The following is a 20805-nucleotide window of genomic DNA, read 5'->3' on the forward strand; positions in this document are numbered from 1 at the left end:
CCGCCCCACCCCGCGCCTCCGCCCGCCAAGCGTTTCACGGCCTCCATCGGCCATGAGGAAAGCGCGCCAAGTGCCTGATTTCCAACGGTGTTCACAGCGGGGTCGAAAGCCTGTGGATAACTTTGTGGGAAACGGACCGGGTTTCTCGGCCCGGGCCGGATTGCCGCCCGGAGCGGGCGCCGGCGTCAAATTCGGGGGGAATTCTCGATCCCCTTTGAAATCAACGACTTAGGCGCCCATCGGGGAAAGCCCTAGCAGCGGGCCGGCGCATGTGCTGCGTTTTGGTGACATGCACGATTTTGGGGATAACTGAGGCGGCGGCCATGCCGCCGGAATCCCTTCCGGGCCCGGCTCAGGCCGGTTTCGACAGGCCGGCGGCGCGCAGCGCGCGCGAGTGCCGATGCACCTCGTCGACGAGTTCGGCCACGCTGTCCGGCGGGGTGAACTGGCTGATGCCGTGGCCCAGGTTGAAGACGTGACCGCCCCAGCCGCCATCGGCGCGCTGCGGCGCGCCGAAGCTGTCGAGCACCGCGCGCGCCTGCTCGCGCACCGCGGCCGGCGGCGCGAACAGCACGTTCGGATCGAGGTTGCCCTGCAGCGCGACGCGGTCCTGCACCTGCGCGCGGGCGCGGCCCAGGTTCACCGTCCAGTCCAGCCCGACCACGTCGGCGCCGGCCGCCGCGATCTCGTCCAGCCACAGGCCGCCACCCTTGGTGAACAGCAGCTTGGGAATGCGGTGGCCGCCGTGCTCGCCCTTGACCTGCGCGAGCACGCGGCGCGAGTACGCCAGGCTGAACTGCTGGAACTGCCCGTCGGCCAGCACGCCGCCCCAGGAGTCGAACAGCATCACCGCCTGCGCGCCGGCCTCGATCTGCGCGTTCAGGTAGGCGGCGACGGCGTCGGCGTTGATCTCGAGGATGCGGTGCATCAGGTCCGGACGCGCGTACATCAGGCTCTTGACGTGGCGGTAGTCGTCGGAGCCGCCGCCCTCGACCATGTAGCAGGCCAGCGTCCAGGGGCTGCCCGAGAAGCCGATCAGCGGCACGCGGCCGTTCAGCGCGCGGCGGATGGAGCTCACCGCGTCGAAGACGTAGCGCAGCTTGTCGAGCTCGGGTACGGCCAGCGCGGCGACGGCGGCCTCGTCACGGACCACCTTCGCGAACCTGGGGCCCTCGCCCTGCGCGAACGACAGGCCCAGGCCCATCGCGTCGGGCACGGTCAGGATGTCGCTGAACAGGATCGCCGCGTCGAGCGGATAGCGCTCCAGCGGCTGCAGCGTGACCTCGGTGGCGTAGTCGGTGCTGGTGGCCAGGCCCATGAAGCTGCCGGCCTTCGCGCGGGTGTCCCGGTATTCCGGCAGGTAGCGGCCAGCCTGGCGCATCAGCCAGACGGGGGTGTATTCGGTGGGTTGCCGCAGACAGGCGCGGAGGAAGACGTCGTTCTGGAGGGGGGCGCTCATGGGAGGGCGATTATCCTCGGGGCTCGCTGCTCTTGAATTCCGAGGGGCGGCCCTCGATATGCCGCCGCACAGGAGGATCTTCCGATGACACCGTCCCCGTCCCGTCTGCTCGCCACCGTCCGCGCCACCGCGGCCGCCGCGTTGATCGCCGGCGCGCCGCTGGCGCTCACCGGCTGCGGCTACAACGAATTCCAGAGCCTGGACGAGCAGGTCAACGCCAGCTGGTCCGAGGTGCTGAGCCAGTACCAGCGCCGCAGCGACCTCATCCCCAACATCGTCAACACGGTCAAGGGCGAGGCGAGCTTCGAGCAGGACACGCTGACCAAGGTCGTCGAGGCGCGCGCCAAGGCCACCAGCATCCAGGTCACGCCCGAGCTGGCCCGCGACCCGGCCGCGCTGCAGAAGTTCCAGGCCGCGCAAGGCGAGCTGTCGAGCGCGCTGAGCCGGCTGATGGTCGTCAGCGAGCGTTATCCGCAGCTGCAGGCCAACCAGGGCTTCCGCGACCTGCGCGTGCAGCTCGAGGGCACCGAGAACCGCATCACCGTCGCGCGCAACCGCTACATCAAGGCGGTGCAGGAGTACAACGTGCTGACGCGCCGCTTCCCGACCAACCTGACGGCCAAGGTCTTCGGCTACGAGGTCAAGCCCAACTTCACCGTGCAGAACGAGGCGGCAATCTCCGCGCCGCCGACGGTGAACTTCGACAAGCCGGCCGCGCGCGCGGCGACGACGCCCGCGCCGGCCCCGGCGGCCTCGCCGGCGTCGAACTGAGGCGCCGCGCATGCGGGCGGCCTGGACGGTGCGCGGCGGCGGGCTCTGGCGCGTCGCCGCGCTGGCGCTGCTGGGCGTCTTGATGAGCCTGGGCCTGCTGCCTCGGGCGCGCGCGCAGGACCTGCTGCCGGTGCCCGCGCTGAGCGGGCGCGTCGTCGACCGGACCGGCACGCTGAGCGAGGCGCAGCGGCAGGCGATCGACGCGAAGCTCGCCGCCTTCGAGCGCGAGGCCGGCCCGCAGATCGTCATCCTGATGGTGCCCACGACCGCGCCCGAGGACATCGCCGCCTACGCGCAGCGCATCGGCGATCAATGGAAGATCGGCCGGCGCGATGTCGGCGACGGGCTGCTGATCGTCGTGGCGAAGGGCGACCGCCGCGTCAACATCCAGACGGCCAAGGCGCTCGAGGGCGCGGTGCCCGACCTCGCCGCGCGCCAGATCATCGAGCGCGACATCGCGCCCGCCTTCAAGGCCGGCGACTACGCCGGCGGCCTGAACCGCGCGATCGATTCGCTGCAGGCACGCATCCGCGGTGAGCATCTGCCAGCGCCCGCGCCGAGACCGACCGGTGGCATGTCGTCCGCCCCCTCCTCCTCCGGCCCCAACATCGACCTCGGCGAGATCGCGATGATCGCCTTCCTCGGCGTGCCCCTCGCGGGGGTCTTCCTCACGTCCATCTTCGGCCGCAAGGTCGGCAGCCTGTTCACCGGCGCCGGCGCGGGTGCCGTCGGCTGGGGCCTCAGCGGCAGCCTGCTGCTGGGCGCCGGCGCGGCGATCGGATCGATGATCCTCGTCGGGCTGCTGGGCATCGGCGCGGCCCGGCGCCGCGGCGCGGGCTCGGGCTACAGCGGCTACCGGCGCAGCGCGCACGGGACCGGCGGCATCTCGCCGCCGATCATCTGGGGCGGCGGTGGCGGCGATGGCGGCAGCAGCTGGAGCGGCGGCAGCGATGGCGGCGGGTTCTCGTCCGGCGGCGGTGGCGACTTTGGCGGCGGTGGCGCCTCGGGAGACTGGTGATGACGCAGAGCACCGATCACGAGATCCGGCATGCCGGCGATACGAGCCGGCTCGGACGTTTCCTCCGCCATCGCCTCTGGGATGAGGCCGACGCGCGGCGCGTGCTGCCGCCGGAGGCGCTCGCGCGGCTGTCCGCGCGGGTCACCGAGAGCGAGCTCCGCCATGCGGGCGAGATCCGCCTGTGCGTCGAGGCGAGCCTGCCCATCAGCTACCTGTGGCGCGGGCTGGCGGCGCGGCAACGCGCGCTGGCGCTGTTCGGCAAGCTGCGCGTCTGGGACACCGAGCACAACAACGGCGTGCTGATCTATCTGCTGCTCGCGGAGCGCGCGATCGAGATCGTCGCGGACCGCGGCCTGAGCCGGCGCGTGAGCGCGGCGCAGTGGCAGCCCATCGTCGAGGGACTGCGGCTGTCCTTGCGAAACGGACAGTTCGAGCCGGGCCTCATCGACGCGATCCGCGCGGTCGAGGCCCTGCTCGCCGAGCACTTTCCCCCCGAGCCCGGCACGCCGCCGCGCAACGAGTTGCCCGACGCCGTCGTCGTGCTCTGAGCGCGCTCAGTCCAGGCCAGCCGGCTTGATCGGCTTGAGCTTCCAGTCGAAGCGCTCCTGCTTCGGTCCGCTCTTGAGCGGCGGGAACTTGAGCGGCTTCTCCGGCACCGACACATCCGGCACATGGTCGAGCAGGTGGCGGATCAGCGTGAGCCGGCCGCGGCGCTGATCGTTGAAGTCGACCAGCGTCCAGGGCGCGTGCTTGGTGTGCGTGTGCTCGAGCATGCGATCACGCGCGCGGCCGTAGTCCTCGTAATGCTGGCGCGCCTCGAGGTCGATCGGCGACAGCTTCCACTGCTTGAGCGGGTCCTGCGCGCGTTCGGCGAAGCGCTCTTCCTGATGCTTCTGGTCGACGGTGAGCCAGTACTTGAAAAGCAGCAGGCCGTCCTCGACCAGCAGCCGCTCCAGGATCGGCGCCTGGTGCAGGAACTCGTCGGTCTGCCGCGGCGTGCAGAAGCCCATCACGGCCTCGACGCCGGCGCGGTTGTACCAGCTGCGATCGAAGAGCACGAGCTCGCCAGCGGCCGGCAGATGGGTCATGTAGCGCTGGAAGTACCACTCGCCCTGCTCGCGCTCGCTGGGCTTGCCCAGCGCGACGGTGCGGCACTGGCGCGGATTCAGCGACTCGGAGATCGCATTGATGACGCCGCCCTTGCCGGCGGTGTCCCGGCCCTCGACGATCACCAGCAGCCGCTTGCGGCTGTGCTGCAGCCAGCGCGCCAGGTTGTTGAGCTCGACCTGCATCGGCTGCAGGTGCTCGAGGTAGTCGGACTTGGACAGCTTGCCGACGCCATTGCCCTTGCCGTCCGCCTTGCCGTCCGCCTTGCCGTTGGCCTTGGCGTCGTGCTTTCCGTTCTTGCCGCCGTTCCCGGACTTCTTGTCGCCCATGCTGGCTCCGTTCGATGAAGGACGGGCCAGCTTACCTCGGTGGGATCAGAGCAGCTCCAGCGTCTGCATGCCGGCCCAGGACTCGCCCGGGGCCAGCTCGACAGGGCGCAGCACCTGCGCGGCCTCGACGCACAGCATCTGCTTCCAACCCCCTTCGGGCATGTCGGCCAGCGCGTCGCCCTTCTCCTCGCCCGGGTTCCAGACCACCGCATCGGTGAAGCCCTGCTGACGGATCGCGACGCGGCGGTCAGCGTCGCGCAGGGTCAGGCCGTGCTTCGCATCCTGGTAGATGCGGTCCATCTCGCCGTCCAGGCGCAGCAGGTCCTCATGCTGGGTGCCGGCGCGCTCGGCGGCCGAGTCCCAGTACGCCAGGCCCGACAGGCCTTGCAGCGAGGCCGACATGATCTGCGTCAGCCGCAGGTAGGTGTGCAGCGCCGCGGTGAAGGACAGCGGCGCATCGCCCTTGTTCTCGCAGGCGAGCTCGATCTGCAGCACGCGGCCGGCGATGCGCAGGCTGATCTCGGCCTCGAAGGCATGCGGCCAGACCATGCGGGTCGCGCCATCGTCGGTCAGGCGCAGCACGGCGAGCGCATCGTCCTTGCCGGTCTCGGCGCTCACCAGCTGCCAGGGCTTGCCGCGCGCGAAGCCGTGGCGTTGCAGCGGGCCGCGCGTCGCGAACTGCGGAAAGATCACCGGCACGCCGCCGCGGATCGCCTGACCGGTCGCGAAAGCGCTCTTCGGAGACAGATAGAGCTGCTCGTCGCCGCCGGCCGGGATCCAGGACACGAGGTGCGCGCCATGCAGCAGCAGCGTCGCCCGGGCGCCGTCCGGGGCGTGGAGTTCAATGGCCTCGAGGCCCTGATGGCGGGTGATGGAGATCGGTGTGCTCATGCGAAGGGGCGGGGCCGCCGGCGGAGCGGCGGCCCAATGAGAAACGGCAGGCGTGCGGGATGCACGGCCTGCCGTCGATTGTCGTCGCGGTGGCGGGCCTCGACGTCTCGAGGCCGCACCGCATGCAGGGGCTCAGCGCTTGGCGCGGAACTTCCGCAGCGCGGCGATCTGCGCGGCCATGGCGGCGAATTCGCTTTGCGCCTTGGCGAAGTCGATGTCGCTCTTGGCGTTCTTCATCGCTTCCTCGGCGGCCTTCTTCGCGGCCTCGGCGCGGGCCTCGTCGAGGTCCTTGCCGCGGATCGCGGTGTCGGCCAGCACGGTCACGACGTCCGGCTGCACTTCCAGCAGGCCGCCGGCGACGAAGACGAACTCTTCATCGCCATTGGGACGCTGGATACGCACCGCGCCCGGCTTGATGCGGGTGATCAGCGGGGTGTGCTTGGGCAGGATGCCCAGCTCGCCGCCTTCGCCCGGCAGCGCCACGAATTTCGCCTCGCCCGAGAAGATCTGCTCTTCCGCCGAGACCACGTTCACGTGGAGGGTTGCCATTGCGTTTCCTTGATCGAGAAGTGAGAAGTCCGTTCAGCTCATCGACGGCGCCTTCGCGAGGAGGGCGCCGTCAAGCCGGCTTTACTGGATCTTCTTGGCCTTCTCAAACGCCTCGTCAATCGTTCCGACCATGTAGAACGCTTGCTCGGGCAGGTGATCGCACTCGCCGTTGACGATCATCTTGAAGCCGCGGATCGTTTCCTTGAGCGGAACGTACTTGCCGGGCGCGCCGGTGAACACTTCCGCGACGTGGAACGGCTGCGACAGGAAACGCTGGATCTTGCGGGCACGGGCCACGGCCAGCTTGTCTTCCGGCGACAGCTCGTCCATGCCCAGGATCGCGATGATGTCGCGCAGTTCCTTGTAGCGCTGCAGCACCGACTGCACCGAGCGGGTCGTCGTGTAGTGCTCTTCGCCGATGACGTTCGGGTCGATCTGGCGCGAGGTCGAGTCCAGCGGGTCCACGGCCGGGTAGATGCCCAGCGAGGCGATGTCACGCGACAGCACGACGGTGGCGTCCAAGTGGGCGAAGGTCGTGGCGGGCGACGGGTCGGTCAGGTCGTCCGCGGGGACGTACACGGCCTGGATCGAGGTGATCGAGCCGACCTTGGTCGACGTGATCCGCTCCTGCAGGCGGCCCATTTCCTCGGCCAGCGTCGGCTGGTAGCCCACCGCGGACGGCATGCGGCCCAGCAGCGCGGACACTTCGGTGCCGGCCAGCGTGTAGCGGTAGATGTTGTCCACGAAGAACAGCACGTCACGGCCTTCGTCGCGGAAGGACTCGGCCATCGTCAGGCCGGTCAGCGCCACGCGCAGACGGTTGCCCGGGGGCTCGTTCATCTGGCCGTAGACCATCGCGACCTTCGACTTGCTCAGGTCCTCCTGGTTCACGACGCCGGCGTCCGACATCTCGTGATAGAAGTCGTTGCCCTCGCGGGTACGCTCGCCGACACCCGCGAACACCGACAGACCCGAGTGAGCCTTGGCGATGTTGTTGATCAGCTCCATCATGTTGACGGTCTTGCCAACGCCGGCGCCGCCGAACAGACCCACCTTGCCGCCCTTGGCGAACGGGCAGATCAGGTCGATGACCTTGATGCCGGTTTCCAGCAGTTCCTGCGACGGGCTCAGCTCGTCGTAGGCCGGGGCCTTGCGGTGGATCGGGGCGGTCTGGGCGGTCGACACCTCGCCGCGCTCGTCGATCGGGTTGCCCAGCACGTCCATGATGCGGCCCAGCGTCGCCTGGCCGACCGGGACCTTGATCATGTCGCCGGTGTTGTAGACCTCGGTGCCGCGGCGCAGGCCGTCGGACGAGCCCAGCGCGATGGTGCGGACCACGCCGTCGCCCAGCTGCTGCTGCACTTCCAGCGTCAGGGCCGAGCCTTCCATCTTCAGGGCGTCGAAGACCTTCGGCATGCGGTCGCGCGGGAACTCCACGTCCACCACGGCGCCGATGCACTGAACGATCTTGCCCACCGATTGAGTGTTAGCCATTTCTTCGTTCCTTCAATTCAAATCTGTTGCCTGCGATCGATCGCGAGATCAACCGCTGATGGCGGCGGCGCCGCTGACGATTTCCGACAGTTCCTTCGTGATCGCGGCCTGGCGGGTCTTGTTGTAGACCAGCTTCAGCTCACCGATCAGCGTGCCGGCGTTGTCGGTCGCGGCCTTCATGGCCACCATGCGCGCCGATTGCTCGGACGCCATGTTCTCGGCCACGGCCTGGTAGACCAGGGCCTCGGTGTAGCGCACCAGCAGCTCGTTGATCACCGTCGGGGCGTCGGGTTCGTACAGGTAGTCCCATGCATGACCCGCGGCGTCCGTCTCCAGCGACTCGGCCGTCAGCGGCAGCAGCTGCTGCACCACCGGCTCCTGCTTCATCGTGTTGACGAAGCGCGTGTAGCAGAGATAGACCGCCGACAGCCTGCCTTCCGCATACGCGTCCAGCAGCGTCTTGACCGGGCCGACCAGCTTCTCGAGCTGGGGGCTGTCGCCGAGCTGCGTCGCATGCGCGACGACCTTGGCGCCGATCCGGTTCATGAAACCGAGACCCTTGTTGCCGATCGCCACCACTTCCGACTTCTGACCGGCGGCCTCGAGCTCCTTGAGCTTGTTGGTCGTCGCGCGAAGCAGGTTGGTGTTCAGACCACCGCACAGACCCTTGTCGGTCGTGACCACGACGAAACCGGCCGTCTTGGCGTCGGCATGCGACACCATGAACGGATGACGGTACTCGGGGTTGGCCTTGGACAGATTGGCGGCGATGTTGCCGACCTTCTCCGCGTAAGGACGGGCCGCGCGCATCCGATCCTGCGCCTTGCGCATCTTCGAAGCGGCGACCATTTCCATGGCCTTGGTGATCTTCTTGGTGTTCTCGACCGACTTGATCTTGCCGCGGATTTCCTTGCCTGCTGCCATGATTTCTCCTTGTGAGGGCCGGGTCTTGCCAGTACGTCAGCGAGACCCGGTCATGGTTGCTTTAGGCGAAGGACTTCTTGAACGACGTGATCGCGGCGTTCAGTTCAGCTTCCGCATCCTTGTCCATCGCCTTGTCGTTCTCCAGCTTCGTCAGCAGGGCAGCGTGCGAGGTCTTCAGGAACTGGTGCAGGCCGTGCTCGAAGGCCAGGACCTTCTTGACCTCGATGTCGTCCATGAAGCCCTTGTTGGCCGCGTACAGCGACGCGCCCATCAGGCTGATCGACAGCGGGCTGTACTGCGCCTGCTTCAGCAGTTCCGTCACGCGGGCACCGCGGTCCAGCTGCTTGCGGGTCGCGGCGTCCAGGTCCGAGGCGAACTGCGCGAACGCGGCCAGCTCACGGTACTGGGCCAGGTCGGTACGGATACCGCCGGACAGCGACTTGATCAGCTTGGTCTGGGCAGCGCCACCGACGCGCGACACCGAGATGCCGGCGTTGATCGCGGGACGGATGCCGGCGTTGAACAGGTTGGTTTCCAGGAAGATCTGGCCGTCGGTGATCGAGATCACGTTCGTCGGGACGAAGGCGGACACGTCGCCGGCTTGCGTCTCGATGATCGGCAGCGCGGTCAGCGAGCCGGTCTTGCCCTTGACTTCACCCTTGGTGAAGGCTTCGACGTACTCGGCGTTGACGCGGGCGGCGCGCTCCAGCAGGCGGCTGTGGAGATAGAACACGTCGCCGGGGAAGGCTTCGCGGCCCGGCGGGCGGCGCAGCAGCAGCGAGACCTGGCGGTACGCGACGGCCTGCTTGGACAGGTCGTCGTACACGATCAGCGCGTCCTGGCCGCGGTCGCGGAAGTACTCGCCCATCGTGCAGCCGGAGTAGGCCGACACGTACTGCATGGCGGCGGATTCCGACGACGAGGCGGCGACGACGATGGTGTAGTCCATCGCGCCGGCGGCTTCCAGCGCGCGCACGACGTTCTTGATCGACGAGGCTTTCTGGCCGATCGCGACGTACACGCAGGTCATGTTCTGACCCTTCTGGTTGATGATCGCGTCGATCGCCACGGCGGTCTTGCCGGTCTGGCGGTCGCCGATGATCAGCTCGCGCTGGCCACGGCCGACGGGCACCATCGAGTCGATCGACTTCAGGCCGGTCTGCACCGGCTGGTCGACGGACTGGCGCGCGATCACGCCCGGGGCGACCTTCTCGATGACGTCGGTCATCTTGGCGTTGATCGGGCCCTTGCCGTCGATCGGCTGACCCAGCGCGTTCACGACGCGGCCGATCAGCTCGGGGCCGACCGGCACTTCCAGGATGCGGCCGGTGCACTTGACGGTGTCGCCTTCGACGATGTGCTCGTAGGCGCCCAGGATCACGGCGCCGACGGAGTCGCGCTCGAGGTTCAGGGCCAGACCGAAGGTCTGCGAGCCGTCGGCGGCGGCCGGGAACTCCAGCATCTCGCCTTGCATCACGTCGGACAGGCCGTGCACGCGCACGATGCCGTCGGACACGGACACCACGGTGCCCTGGTTGCGCACGTCGGTGGACGCGCCAAGGCCTTCGATGCGGCTCTTGATCAGTTCGGAAATTTCAGCAGGATTCAGTTGCATTGCTTGCTCCCAACGGCATCCTGCCGAAGCGGGACACCAGGGTGAATCGGGGGGATCTTGGCAGTCGGGCCGAAAGCCGGAGGCTTGCGCCTCAGGCCGTCAGCGCCACTTTCATGCGTTCCAGGCGGGCCTTGACCGAGGTGTCCAGCACCTCGTCGCCGACCACCACACGGATACCGCCGATCAGGCCAGGTTCCAGCTCAACGTTGGCTTGCAGCTTGCGACCGAAGCGCTTCTCCAGCGACGCGACCACGTCGGCCAGCTGGGCTGGCTCGATCGGGAACGCGCTGTAGATGTGCGCATCGGACACGCCGGAAGCCGCGTTGGCCAGGTCGTGGAACTGCTGGACCATCGCCGGCAGCGCCGACAGGCGGCCATTGGCGATCACCTCGCGCAGGAAGTTCTGCACGCCGGGCAGCAGCGTCTGCTTGCTGGCCGCCGACATGACCTGGAACACCTGGTCGGTGCCCACCTTCGGGTCGTCGGCGAACTGGCGCAGCTGGCTGTCGCCGGCGACGAGCGCCAGCGCGGCCAGTTGCTCGTTCCAGGCCTTCAGGTCCTGGGAGGACGCGACCTGGAACAGCGCTTCGGCGTAGGGACGGGCAATGGTTGCGAGTTCAGCCATGATTACAGCTCCGTCTTGAGACGGTTCAGCAATTCGGCGTGCACGCTGGCATTGACCTCGCGCTGCAGGATTTGCTCGGCGCCCTTGACGGCCAGCGCGGCGACCTGCTCGCGCAGGACCTCGCGGGCACGCACCGACTGCTGCTCGGCTTCAGCCTTGGCAGCGGCGATGATCTTGGCAGCTTCGTCTTCCGCGCGCTTCTTCGCCTCGTCCACGATGGCCGCGCCGCGCTTCTCAGCGTCGGACAGCAGCTTCGTGGTTTCGTTGCGGGTCTGCGCCAGTTGCTCGTCGACCTTCTTGTTGGCGGTGGCCAGTTCGGCCTTCGCCTGGTCGGCGGCAGCCAGGCCAGTGCGGATCTTGTCCGCGCGTTCGTCCAGCGCCTTCACGATCGGCGGCCAGATGAACTTCATCGTCACGAATACGAGAACGATGAACGGGATCCACTGAATGAACAGGCTAGCGTTGATATTCACGGCACGATCCTTTCAGTCGTGAAAGGGGTCGTAGCGGATTAACGCAGGACGAACGGATTGGCGAAGGCGAACAGCAGGGCGATGGCGACGCCGATCAGGAAGGCGGCGTCGATCAGGCCGGCCAGAATGAACATCTTGGTTTGCAGTTCGTTCATCAGCTCGGGTTGACGGGCCGAGGACTCCAGGAACTTGCCGCCCATCAGCGCGATGCCGATGGAAGCGCCGATCGCGCCCAGACCAACGATGATGCCGCAAGCCAGAGCGACCAGACCGAGGATGTTTTCCATGTTTTGCTCCTGAGAGAGTTAGATAAAAGGGAAAGGGAAAAGGAACTGTTGAATCGGGATCGAGGCTGTCCGGCCGGATCAGTGCGCGTCGTGCGCCTGGCCCAGGTAGATCAGCGTCAGCATCATGAAGATGAAGGCCTGCAGCGTGATCACAAGGATGTGGAACAGCGTCCAGACCGTGCCGGCGATGACATGGCCGATGGCCAGGCCGATGCCGGTGCCGGTCAGGGCCCAGCCGCCACCCATCAGGGCGATCAGCATGAACACGAGTTCGCCGGCGAACATGTTGCCGAACAGCCGCATGCCATGAGACACCGTCTTGGCGATGAACTCGATGACCTGCATGAGGAAGTTGAAGGGCCACAGCGCCCAGTGGTCGCCGAACGGCGCCGCGATCAGCTCATGGGCCCAGCCGCCCAGGCCCTTGATCTTGATGTTGTAGAAGAAGCACAGCAGCAGCACGCCGGTGGACAGGCCCAGGGTCGTGGACAGGTCGGCGGTCGGGACGACGCGCTGGTAGGCGTGGTGGGGATCGTGGCCGGTGGTGCCGACATACCAGGCCCACAGCGACGGCAGCGCGTCGACGGGCAGCATGTCCATGGCGTTCATGAAGAAGATCCAGATGAACACGGTCAGCGCCAGCGGGCCGACGAGCTTGCGGCTCTTCTCGTTGTGGATCAGCGCCTTGGCCTGGTTGTCGACCATCTCGACCAGGATCTCGACGGCGGCCTGGAAGCGGCCGGGGACGCCGGCATGGGCCTTGCGTGCGGCACGCCAGAGGAAGAAGACAGCCAGCAGGCCGAGGACCGACGTGTACAGCAGCGAGTCGAAGTTGAAGACGCTGAAGTCGACGATGTTCGTCTGCTTGACGTCCTGGAATTGGAAATTCTTCTGCCAGTGCTGCAAGTGGTGGGTGATGTATTCACCCGAGGTCGGCGCGTGTCCTTCTGCTGCCATGGTTGCTTTCCGATGCTATTTTTTGAATCGACCCCGCCGAAGCAGGGCCAGCCAATTTGCCTTCAGGGTCACGACGAGGGTCGACAGCATGGCTGGCCAACTCAACGACGAGAACCCCACGGCGACCGCCACCAGGATGGCGACCGCCAGAATGATCTTGATCAGCTCCCACACCATGAACGCCAGCACCGCGGTGCCGCCGCCCATCGCCGGGCGCCGGGTCATGCCCCACGCCATCAGGGCGTTCGGCACGACCACCGAGACGGCACCGAACAGCGCCGACCAGGTTTTGTCGCCCTGCAGGGACAACAGCCCCCACAACGCGACCATCGCGGCCCCCGCCGCGGCCTGCCAGGTCAACAACGACCAGGCCGACACCACCGGGAGCCGGGCCCGCAAGTCCTGTGCTTCTTCTCGCGTCAGGGGCTTGAAAGCCGGTTCGCCGTCCGCATCTCCGTCGATTCGGTCGTCCCAGGGATCCTGGCCGGCGGCACTTCCGGCGTCCTTCGGAACGCGGGTGGGCGGCTCGGCGGGCGGCGCATCGGATGCGCGCGCTGGATCGGGATTCACGGCTTCAGGGCACGATCAGCAAAACCATGGGATTATAGGGGTACTGGCCTTACAGACCCTTAACAGGCCGTGGCGCCAGCCCATCCGCCGCGACTTGACAGTCCGTGCGAAGCGCGCATAGGGCGCTCGAGGGCCCTGTTCATCGGGCTTCGCGGGAATCGGCGCGCCGCCCGCGCGAGGTGCGCGCGCAACACCTGGCCCCCAGGGCGCGCTCGGGATTGCGCGCGGTTCCCCAGGGCCGTGCCGCAAGTCATGCGGCAGCGGCCGCCCGATCGCAGTCGAAGAAGGCCGGTCAGCCCGGCCAGCGCGCGAACTGCACCGGCAGGCCGGCGACCGGGACCCGCATCTTCAGCACGCAGCCGGCCCAGGGCTGGGCGGCGAGCTCCGCCTCGCTGCGCTTTTCCCGTGCGGTGGTGACGAAGATGGTGCGCAGGTCCGCACCACCGAAGGTCGGCATGGTGGCGCAGCGCACCGGCAGTTCGACGCGCGTGAGCACCTCGCCCGCCGGCGACAGCCGCAGCAGTTGCTGCCCTTCCATCATCGCGACCCAATAGCCGCCCTCGACATCGACCGCCGCGCCATCCGGCCGGCCGCCATAGGTCTCGAGCGGCTGCTCCGGACCGCGCGGCTCGAAGCGCGCGAACGGCTCGCGCTCGCCGAGCGCGCCGCTGTCCGCGTCGAAGCCGAGCCGGTAGATCTCATGCGCCTTGGTGTCGGCCCAGTACATCGTGCGGCCATCCGGGCTCCAGCCCAGGCCGTTGGACGTCGTGATGCCGTCCTTCATCTGGACGAAGGCGCCGTCGCGCAGGCAGTACAGCGCCGACGCGGGCTGGCGCGCGTCGTCGATCGTGCCGACCCACAGACGCCCCTTCGCATCGGCCTTGCCATCGTTGAAGCGGCGCTTGGCCGAGTCGTACGGCGGGTCGAGCAGCTTCACGTACTCGCCGGTCCTCGGATCGAAACGCCACAGCCCGTTGCGCTGCGGGATCAGCAGGCCGCCTTCGACCAGCGGCACCACGCAGCCCGGCTCGTCGTTGAGCGCCCAGCGCGTCGGCGCCTCGGTGGCGCTGTGGAGCCGGAACAACGCCTTCCCCGGGATGTCGACGTAATAGAGGCATTGCTCCAATGGGTGCCAGAACGGCGACTCGCCGAGCAGCGCCGGCGTCATCGAGGCGGGCGTCAGGCGGAAGTCCTCGTCGGAGGACGTGGTGGCGAGCGAAGCGGCGTGCGAGGTCATCCCCCGATGCTATGCCGGTAACCCGGCGAAACCCGCGGCGGCCGGAGGGAAGTCCCTGCCGCGATCAGGCCAGGTCCACCTTCAGGTAGTGCGCGCCCGCGACCGGGTTGAAGTAGTACGGCGGGATCTCCTCGAAGCCGAGGCTCTCGTACAGGCCGCGCGCGGCCTCCATGTCGTCGAGCGTGTCCAGCAGCATGCTGGAGTAGCCGGCGCCGGTGGCGCGGTCGATCAGCGCCTGCGCCATCGTGCGGCCCAGGCCGAAGCGGCGGAACGCGGGGCGGATGAACAGGCGCTTCATCTCGCAGGCGTTGGCGTAGTCCGAATCGGCCAGCGGCCGGAAGCCGCCGCAGCCGGCGACCTGGCCGTCGACCAGCGCCAGCAGCATCGCGCCTTGCGGTGCGTCGTACTCGCCGGGCAGCGACGCCAGTTCCCGCTCGAAGTCCTGGAAGGACAGGTCGACGTCCAGGGTCTGCGCGTATTCGCGCATGATCGCGCGCGCTTCTTCCCACATCGTGGGCGAATCAGGACAGATCAGTCGTATGTCAGGCGTATCCACAGCGGGCGAGTGTAGCGAGCCGGGCTCCGCCTTCAAGCCGTCTTCCTAGGGGCTGCGCTCAAGGGCCGGCGGCCGGGCCGTGAATGGCGAAGCCGGCCGTCAGCGCGTCCTCACGGAACCGGTCCTGGCTGCTCGTCAGGCCCGTGCGTCGTCGAGATCACCAGACTGCGTCGGCGCATCGGACAAGGTGCCTTCGATCGCCTCCAGCTCGACCGTGCCCTTGGGCGTCGAGAGCTCGGCGCGCAGGCCGTCGCGGGCCTCGAAGCCCAGCAGCTGCACGCCGCTCTCGGGCAGCTTGTCGGTCGGATGGGCATCGCCCTTCCATTCGATCGGCACCGGCAGGCCTTCCTTGCGCAGCCGGCGTCCGTCCTCGCGCAGCGCGATGCGCCAGCTGAGATCGCCGCGCGCCGCGTCGACCGCCTCGCCGGCGTCGACGCCCTCGCCCTGCCAGATCGCCAGCGTGGCGTCCAGGTTGGGCACCCGGGCGACCCAGTGCAGCAGCGCCGGCCCCTCCTTCAGCCGCTCGCGCACCGCGGGCTGGTCAAGGTCGAACCAGCGCGGACGGCCAGGCGCCGGGGCCTCCGGGTCGATGGCGATGATTTCGAGATAGCAGCGCGGATAGTTCGGGGCGCTGATGTTGAGCAGGACGTTGTGCGTGCCCATGAGCGCATGGCGCCCGCCGGGCTGGGGCGAAACGCCGAGGACGCGTTCGCACCAGGCGCGGCCCTCTTCCAGCGTGTTCGCGGCGACAACGAGATGATCGACTTCCATGTTCATGGCCTTACAACCTCACCTGACCGTGGATCAATGGGGTGACATCGCCGCCAATCCAGCAATGCCCGTCTTCGCGCGCCACGTGGATCCGGCCGGCGCGCCCGAGGGCGGCGCCCTGGGCGGCCACATAGCGGTCGGGCGCCAGACCGGCGCCCTGCAGCCATAGTGCCAGACCCGCGTTCAGGCTGCCCGTCACCGGGTCTTCCGGAACGCCCAGCCCGGGCACGAAGGCCCGGACCTCGAACTGCTGCGGCGAGCCCGCAGGATAAGCGCCCACGACGCCCAGCTTCAGTCCCGCCATCGCGACGAAGTCCGGTCGCAGCGCCAGCACCGCCTCCGCCGACGTCAGCCGGGCAGCCATCCACTGCGGACCGTTGTCGACCCAGACCAGGTCCAGCAGTGCCGGCTCGTCCAGGCGCAGCGCCTTCAGCGCCTGCGCGCGCAGCGCGGGCTCGACCGGCCCTTCACGCTTGAGCGGCGGCGCCGCGAACGCGAGCCGGCCGCCATCGCGGCGGATGCGCACCAGGCCGATCGCGCATTCCTGGACGACCTCGCCGGGCCGCTTCGGATCGCCGCCGCTGGACAGCCAGGCGTGGGCCGAACCCAGCGTCGGATGGCCCGCGAACGGCAGCTCGCCGCCGGGCGTGAAGATGCGGACGCGATAGTCGGCCGCCGGATCGGTGGGCGGCAGCAGGAAGGTCGTCTCGGACAGGTTGGTCCAGCGCGCGAAAGCAGCCATCACCGCCTCGTCCAGGCCCGCGCCATCGACCACGACGGCCAGCGGATTGCCCTTCAGGGCCTCGGCGGTGAAGACATCGACCTGGACGAATCGGCGGAGCTCGGACATGCGGGACCTCGTTGGCGACAGGGCGAAGTCGACCGCGCCCGGCTGACGGGGCGGTGACGGTGCCAGGAACAGGGGACACGCCGGGCGCGGCGGCCCGGCGCGGCGTCAGCAGGAAATCAGCGCCGCGTCAGGGCGCCGAATCAGGGCGCCGAATCAGGGCGCTGTTTCGGCGGTCGTCAGCGCGAGCGCCTCGTGCAGCACGCGGCCGAGCTTGTCGACGCCTTCGGCGATCAGGTCGGGCGTCAGCGTCACGAAGGACAGGCGCAGCGTGCGCGGGTCGGGCTGGTGCGCGTAGAACGCGGCGCCCGGCACGTAGGCGATGCCGGCGTCGACGGCGCGCGGCAGCAGCGCCATCGCGTCCAGGCCCTCGGGCAGGCGGATCCAGAAGAACATGCCGCCTTCGGGCACCCGCCACTCGCAGCCCGGGGGCAGGCACTCGGCCAGCGCCTTGGCCATCGCGTCGCGATTGGCCTTGTAGCGGGCGCGGATCTTGGGCACGTGCTCGTCCAGGAAGCCACCCTTGATGACCTCGTGCACCACGCGCTGGTTGAAGCCCGGCGTGTGCAGGTCGGCAGCCTGCTTGGCCTGCAGCAGCTTGGGATAGATCTCGCTGGGCGCGACGATGTAGCCCAGGCGGAAGCCCGGCGTCAGCACCTTCGAGAACGAGCCCAGGTAGATGCTGCCCTCGGGCCACAGCGAGCTCAGCGACGGCGGCGACGGCTGGTCGAACCACAGGTCGCCGTAGGGGTTGTCCTCGACGATCGGCACGCCGGCCTTGCGCGCGGCGGCCACGACGGCCTGACGGCGGCCGGCGCTCATCACGCGGCCGGTCGGGTTCTGGTAGTTCGGGAGCAGGTAGGCGAAGCGCGTGCCCGGCGCGTCGTGCGGCAGCGCCTCGATCGCGTCGGGCAGCGGGCCTTCGTCATCGCTGGCCAGGCTGGCGAAGATCGGCTCGTAGGGCGTGAAGGCCTGCAGCGCGCCCAGGTAGGTCGGGGTCTCGACGGCCACTGGCGCGCCCGCGTCGCACAGCAGCTTGCCGACCAGGTCCAGGCCCTGCTGCGACCCGCTGGTGATCAGCACCTGGTCCGGCGAGGCCTGGATCCCCAGCGTCGCCACCTTGGCCGCCACCCACTCGCGCAGCGGCGCGAAGCCCTCGCTGGCCGCGTACTGCAACGCTTCCTTGGCGTTGTGGGTCAGCACGCGGTCGCAGGCGGTCTTGATGGCCTCGACCGGAAACGTGTCGGCGCTGGGCAGGCCGCCGGCCATCGACAGGATGCCTGGCTTCTCGGTGACCTTCAGGATCTCTCGGATGATGGACGGGTTCATGCGCGCGGCACGGCGGGCTTGCGTCCAGGGACTGCGATTCATGGGGGTTGTCTCCGGTTGAGCGGCCCAGTCTAGTGCGTCGACCAGCACAGAACCAATACACTGAGCCATACCACCGCATCATCTGTATCGGCATGGACACCAGCACAGCGAACGCCGGCGCGGCCGGTTCGACGGCCACGATGGTCGCGCCCGGCGCCCTGTCGCGCAATGCGAGCCAGCCGCTGGCGCAGCAGCTGGCGCAGCGATTCGCGGCGCGCATCCAGCAGCGGCTGCTGCTGCCAGGCGCGCGGCTGCCCTCGGTGCGGGACTGCGCGCGGCATCACGGGGTAAGTCCGTACACGGTCGTGGCGGCCTACGACCAGTTGCTCGCGCAAGGCCTGCTGGAGGCTCGCAACAAGCGAGGGTTCTACGTTCGCGAAACCCGGCCGCTGCCACCGCGCACACCGGCGGCCGCGCCCGCCGCCGGAACGCTCCGGTCGCCGCTGCCGCCGCCCGTCGACGCCAGCGCGCTGATCCGCGGCATGTTCCAGGCCGACGCGCGGCGTTCGCCGGGCCTGGGCACGCTGCCGGCGGAATGGCTGGACCTGGGCCTGCTGCAGTCGACGCTGCGCCGCCTGGCCGCGCAGGCGGATGACGCGCTGCTGTCGGGCTACGGCGAGCCGCTCGGCGACGAGCGGCTGCGCCGCGCGCTGTCGCGGCGGCTGCTGGACATCGCGATCCAGGCCGCGCCGGACCAGATCATGAGCACGGTCGGCGCCACGCACGGGCTGGACCTGATCACGCGCGCCTTCCTCGAGCCGGGCGACGCGGTGCTGGTCGACGACCCCGGCTGGGCGATCGAGTACGCGCGCCTGTCGCAGGCCGGCATGCGGCTGCTGCCGGTGCCGCGCGGCGCGCACGGACCGGACATGGCGGTGATGCGGCGCCTCATCGACGAGCATCGCCCGCGCATGTACGTGACGGTGTCGGTGCTGCACAACCCGACCGGCGCGACGCTGGACCTGGCGCACGCGCACCAGGTGCTGCAGCTGGCGCACGAGCACGACCTGCTGATCGTCGAGGACGACACCTACGCGCTGTTCGCGCCGAACCACGCGCCGCGCCTGGCGGCGCTCGACCAGTTGCGGCGCACGATCTACGTCTCGGGCTTCTCGAAGATGCTGTCGCCGGCCTGGCGGGTCGGCTTCGTCGCGGCGAGCCCGGACCGCATGACGCGGCTCACCGAGCTGAAGCTGCTGGCCTCGCTCACCACCAGTCCGCTGATGGACCGTGCCGTGGCGCTGTGCCTCGAGCAGGGCCTGCTGCGCAAGCATGCGGAGCGCATCTCCGCGCGGCTGGTGGCGGCGCGGCAGCGCTGCGTGAGGCTGGCCGAGGACGCGGGCTGCCGCTTCGCGGCGGCGCCGGCGGGGCTGTTCGGCTGGGTCGACGTCGGCGCGGACACCGAGCGGCTCGCGCCCGCGATGATGGACCAGGGCTGGCTGATCGCGCCGGGCATCCTGTTCAGCCCGACGCGCACGCCGGGCACGCTGATGCGGATCAACTTCGCGACCTCGCAGGATCCGAAGTTCTGGCAGGCGCTGACGCGCGCCCGCGAGGCGCTCAAGCGCTGATCCGGCCGGCGCTTGCGGTCAGTGGCGGTCCGGCGGCGGCGGCTCGTTGTCGTCGCGGATCGGCGCGTAGGGCCCGATGATCCGGTAGCTCTGGCGCAAGCGGCAGACCGTCTCGACCGGCGTGCCGTTCCGGGTGGCGGGGCGCACGCGCCAGTCCTTCATGGCCAGGTTGTTGTGGTTGATGAACAAGCGGGCCGGCCCCTCGGCCACCGTCAGCGGCGTCACCTGGCCTTGCGCGTCGACGCGGAGCTCGACCTCGACATCGCCGCTGTACGAGTTCATGTGCTGCGTCGCCGGATACATGGTCTTGCTGCCGAACTCGAGATACGGAGGCACGTCGTACGCACCCTTGCAACCGCCGAGGGGGCCGGGCGTCAGGACATTCTTGTCGTCGTACGGACGCCCGAAGGGATTGAGCGGCTGCGGCGCGCAGGCCACAAGCAGCGCGCACAAGAACAACGCGGCGGCGTGCGCCGAGAATCCGGAGCCATCGATCATCTGGAGGCCTCCCTGGCCGTGTCTGCGCTGGACGGAGCTTCGCCCGGCACGTCGTTGTCGGGCTGGATGCTAGCGGCGGCGCCTAAGATCCGCGCTCATGACGATCCCTAGCCCTTCTTCCCCCGCCGACCTGGGTGCCGCGCTCGCCCAGGCCTGGTCCGACGACACGCTGCTGGACGACGCCGCCTGGTCGCTCCCCGACGAACCGGCCGCGTACGCGGCGCAGGCCGAGCTCGCCAGGCGGCTCGACTGGCTGGCGCCGGGGCGCGTGCAGGTCTGGAAGTGCGGCGGCTCGTCGCGCGATGGCGCGCTGGGTCACTCGCCGCTGCCGCCGCTGCGCGCGCGCGAGGTCCGCGGCCTGCGCAACGGCGGTGACTTCGGTGATCTGTCGCTCATCGGCGCCGAGGCCGAGATCGCGCTGCGCCTGGGCCAGGACGTGACGCCCGAGATGGCTGCCGCGCTGGTCCCTGGCCAGGCCGAGCATCTGATCGATGCGATGTGCGTGGCCGTTGAATGGCTGGGCTCGCGCTGGCAGCGCGGCCTTGCCGCCGGCAACCTGCTGCGGCTGGCCGACGCCCAGACGCATGGCGCGCTGGCGCTGGGTCCTTGGCAGGCCTGGAAGCCTGGTCACGACTGGGCGAATCAGCCCTGCGAGCTGATCGTCGGCGATCAGCCGCCGATGGCCGGCGCTGGCGGCCATGGCCTGAACGATCCGGCCTGGGTCGTCGCTGGATGGCTTCAAGAGGCGACGCGCACCGGCCAGACCGTGCCGGCCGGCAGCGTCGTCACGACGGGCTCATGGCGGGTGGCCACGAAGCTGCCGAAGGGCGTGACGGTGACGGCGCGCTACGCCGGTCTCGGCGACCTCACCGTCAAGGCCTGACG

General features: G+C 69.0%; 23 protein-coding genes. 5 read left to right on the forward strand and 18 right to left on the reverse strand.

Translation table 11 applies throughout. From position 1 onward, the window contains the following. Positions 1–352: 352 nt before the first annotated feature. On the reverse strand, positions 353–1459 hold the full coding sequence (gene hemE, locus ACEN96_RS00415) for a uroporphyrinogen decarboxylase (RefSeq protein WP_495586085.1): 1107 nt from the start codon (positions 1457–1459) through the stop codon (positions 353–355). Positions 1460–1543: 84 nt separating this feature from the next. Between hemE and ACEN96_RS00420 the strand changes: the two genes are divergently transcribed. Genes ACEN96_RS00420 through ACEN96_RS00430 form a run of 3 tightly spaced genes read left to right on the forward strand, consistent with a single transcriptional unit; the run spans position 1544 to position 3796 of the window. Further along, on the forward strand, positions 1544–2230 hold the full coding sequence (locus tag ACEN96_RS00420; protein ID WP_495586086.1) for a LemA family protein: 687 nt from the start codon (positions 1544–1546) through the stop codon (positions 2228–2230). A gap of 10 nt (positions 2231–2240) precedes the next feature. Then, a complete protein-coding gene (locus ACEN96_RS00425; RefSeq protein WP_495586087.1) occupies positions 2241–3248 on the forward strand; it encodes a TPM domain-containing protein in 1008 nt (335 codons plus the stop codon). Further along, the gene (locus tag ACEN96_RS00430; protein WP_495586088.1) at positions 3248–3796 is read left to right on the forward strand and encodes a TPM domain-containing protein; all 549 of its coding nucleotides are present in this window, start codon (positions 3248–3250) and stop codon (positions 3794–3796) included. The genes ACEN96_RS00425 and ACEN96_RS00430 overlap by 1 nt, the downstream gene beginning before the upstream one ends. A gap of 6 nt (positions 3797–3802) precedes the next feature. Here ACEN96_RS00430 and ppk2 read toward each other — a convergent pair whose 3' ends face one another. The 16 genes from ppk2 to ACEN96_RS00510 all read right to left on the reverse strand — a co-directional run bounded on the left by ppk2 (position 3803) and on the right by ACEN96_RS00510 (position 17851). Next, positions 3803–4684: a polyphosphate kinase 2 gene (ppk2, locus tag ACEN96_RS00435; RefSeq protein ID WP_495586089.1), complete on the reverse strand. Its 882-nt coding sequence runs from the start codon at positions 4682–4684 to the stop codon at positions 3803–3805. A 45-nt stretch (positions 4685–4729) separates the two neighbouring features. Next, positions 4730–5575, reverse strand: a complete 846-nt coding sequence (locus ACEN96_RS00440) for a D-hexose-6-phosphate mutarotase (protein WP_495586090.1) — start codon at positions 5573–5575, stop codon at positions 4730–4732. A gap of 132 nt (positions 5576–5707) precedes the next feature. After that, entirely contained in the window at positions 5708–6124 is a 417-nt protein-coding gene (locus ACEN96_RS00445) for a F0F1 ATP synthase subunit epsilon (RefSeq protein ID WP_091728389.1), read from the reverse strand. Between the two features lie 81 nt (positions 6125–6205). After that, complete coding sequence (gene atpD, locus ACEN96_RS00450; RefSeq protein WP_495586091.1) at positions 6206–7618, reverse strand: F0F1 ATP synthase subunit beta; 1413 nt, start codon at positions 7616–7618, stop codon at positions 6206–6208. A gap of 48 nt (positions 7619–7666) precedes the next feature. Then, the gene (gene atpG / locus ACEN96_RS00455; protein WP_343635783.1) at positions 7667–8542 is read right to left on the reverse strand and encodes a F0F1 ATP synthase subunit gamma; all 876 of its coding nucleotides are present in this window, start codon (positions 8540–8542) and stop codon (positions 7667–7669) included. A gap of 61 nt (positions 8543–8603) precedes the next feature. After that, positions 8604–10157, reverse strand: a complete 1554-nt coding sequence (atpA, locus tag ACEN96_RS00460) for a F0F1 ATP synthase subunit alpha (RefSeq protein WP_495586092.1) — start codon at positions 10155–10157, stop codon at positions 8604–8606. Positions 10158–10248: 91 nt separating this feature from the next. Beyond that, complete coding sequence (locus tag ACEN96_RS00465) at positions 10249–10782, reverse strand: F0F1 ATP synthase subunit delta (protein ID WP_495586093.1); 534 nt, start codon at positions 10780–10782, stop codon at positions 10249–10251. A 2-nt stretch (positions 10783–10784) separates the two neighbouring features. Continuing rightward, the gene (locus ACEN96_RS00470) at positions 10785–11255 is read right to left on the reverse strand and encodes a F0F1 ATP synthase subunit B (protein WP_495586094.1); all 471 of its coding nucleotides are present in this window, start codon (positions 11253–11255) and stop codon (positions 10785–10787) included. 38 nt (positions 11256–11293) lie between these two features. Next, positions 11294–11542 (reverse strand): F0F1 ATP synthase subunit C, encoded by a 249-nt coding sequence (gene atpE / locus ACEN96_RS00475; protein ID WP_058933479.1) that lies wholly within the window; start codon positions 11540–11542, stop codon positions 11294–11296. A gap of 78 nt (positions 11543–11620) precedes the next feature. After that, positions 11621–12499 (reverse strand): F0F1 ATP synthase subunit A, encoded by an 879-nt coding sequence (gene atpB, locus ACEN96_RS00480; protein ID WP_495586095.1) that lies wholly within the window; start codon positions 12497–12499, stop codon positions 11621–11623. Positions 12500–12514: 15 nt separating this feature from the next. After that, the gene (locus tag ACEN96_RS00485; RefSeq protein ID WP_495586096.1) at positions 12515–13069 is read right to left on the reverse strand and encodes an ATP synthase subunit I; all 555 of its coding nucleotides are present in this window, start codon (positions 13067–13069) and stop codon (positions 12515–12517) included. A 292-nt stretch (positions 13070–13361) separates the two neighbouring features. Further along, a complete protein-coding gene (locus ACEN96_RS00490; RefSeq protein ID WP_495586097.1) occupies positions 13362–14306 on the reverse strand; it encodes an SMP-30/gluconolactonase/LRE family protein in 945 nt (314 codons plus the stop codon). A gap of 64 nt (positions 14307–14370) precedes the next feature. Further along, positions 14371–14817, reverse strand: coding sequence for a GNAT family N-acetyltransferase (locus ACEN96_RS00495; protein ID WP_495586098.1), 447 nt, complete (start codon positions 14815–14817; stop codon positions 14371–14373). Between the two features lie 180 nt (positions 14818–14997). Beyond that, the gene (locus ACEN96_RS00500; protein ID WP_495586099.1) at positions 14998–15633 is read right to left on the reverse strand and encodes a VOC family protein; all 636 of its coding nucleotides are present in this window, start codon (positions 15631–15633) and stop codon (positions 14998–15000) included. 10 nt (positions 15634–15643) lie between these two features. Continuing rightward, positions 15644–16483 (reverse strand): PhzF family phenazine biosynthesis protein, encoded by an 840-nt coding sequence (locus ACEN96_RS00505; protein WP_495586100.1) that lies wholly within the window; start codon positions 16481–16483, stop codon positions 15644–15646. A gap of 153 nt (positions 16484–16636) precedes the next feature. Then, a complete protein-coding gene (locus tag ACEN96_RS00510; protein ID WP_495586101.1) occupies positions 16637–17851 on the reverse strand; it encodes an aminotransferase-like domain-containing protein in 1215 nt (404 codons plus the stop codon). A 140-nt stretch (positions 17852–17991) separates the two neighbouring features. Between ACEN96_RS00510 and ACEN96_RS00515 the strand changes: the two genes are divergently transcribed. After that, complete coding sequence (locus ACEN96_RS00515; RefSeq protein WP_495588694.1) at positions 17992–19422, forward strand: aminotransferase-like domain-containing protein; 1431 nt, start codon at positions 17992–17994, stop codon at positions 19420–19422. Positions 19423–19440: 18 nt separating this feature from the next. On the opposite strand, the gene ACEN96_RS00520 is transcribed toward ACEN96_RS00515, so the two are convergent. Continuing rightward, the gene (locus tag ACEN96_RS00520) at positions 19441–19920 is read right to left on the reverse strand and encodes an energy transducer TonB (RefSeq protein ID WP_495586102.1); all 480 of its coding nucleotides are present in this window, start codon (positions 19918–19920) and stop codon (positions 19441–19443) included. Between the two features lie 97 nt (positions 19921–20017). Here ACEN96_RS00520 and ACEN96_RS00525 point away from each other — a divergent pair, with 97 nt between their 5' ends. Then, on the forward strand, positions 20018–20803 hold the full coding sequence (locus tag ACEN96_RS00525; protein ID WP_495586103.1) for a fumarylacetoacetate hydrolase family protein: 786 nt from the start codon (positions 20018–20020) through the stop codon (positions 20801–20803). Positions 20804–20805 lie beyond the last annotated feature (2 nt).

Source organism: Roseateles sp. Mitsp63, assembly GCF_059491535.1.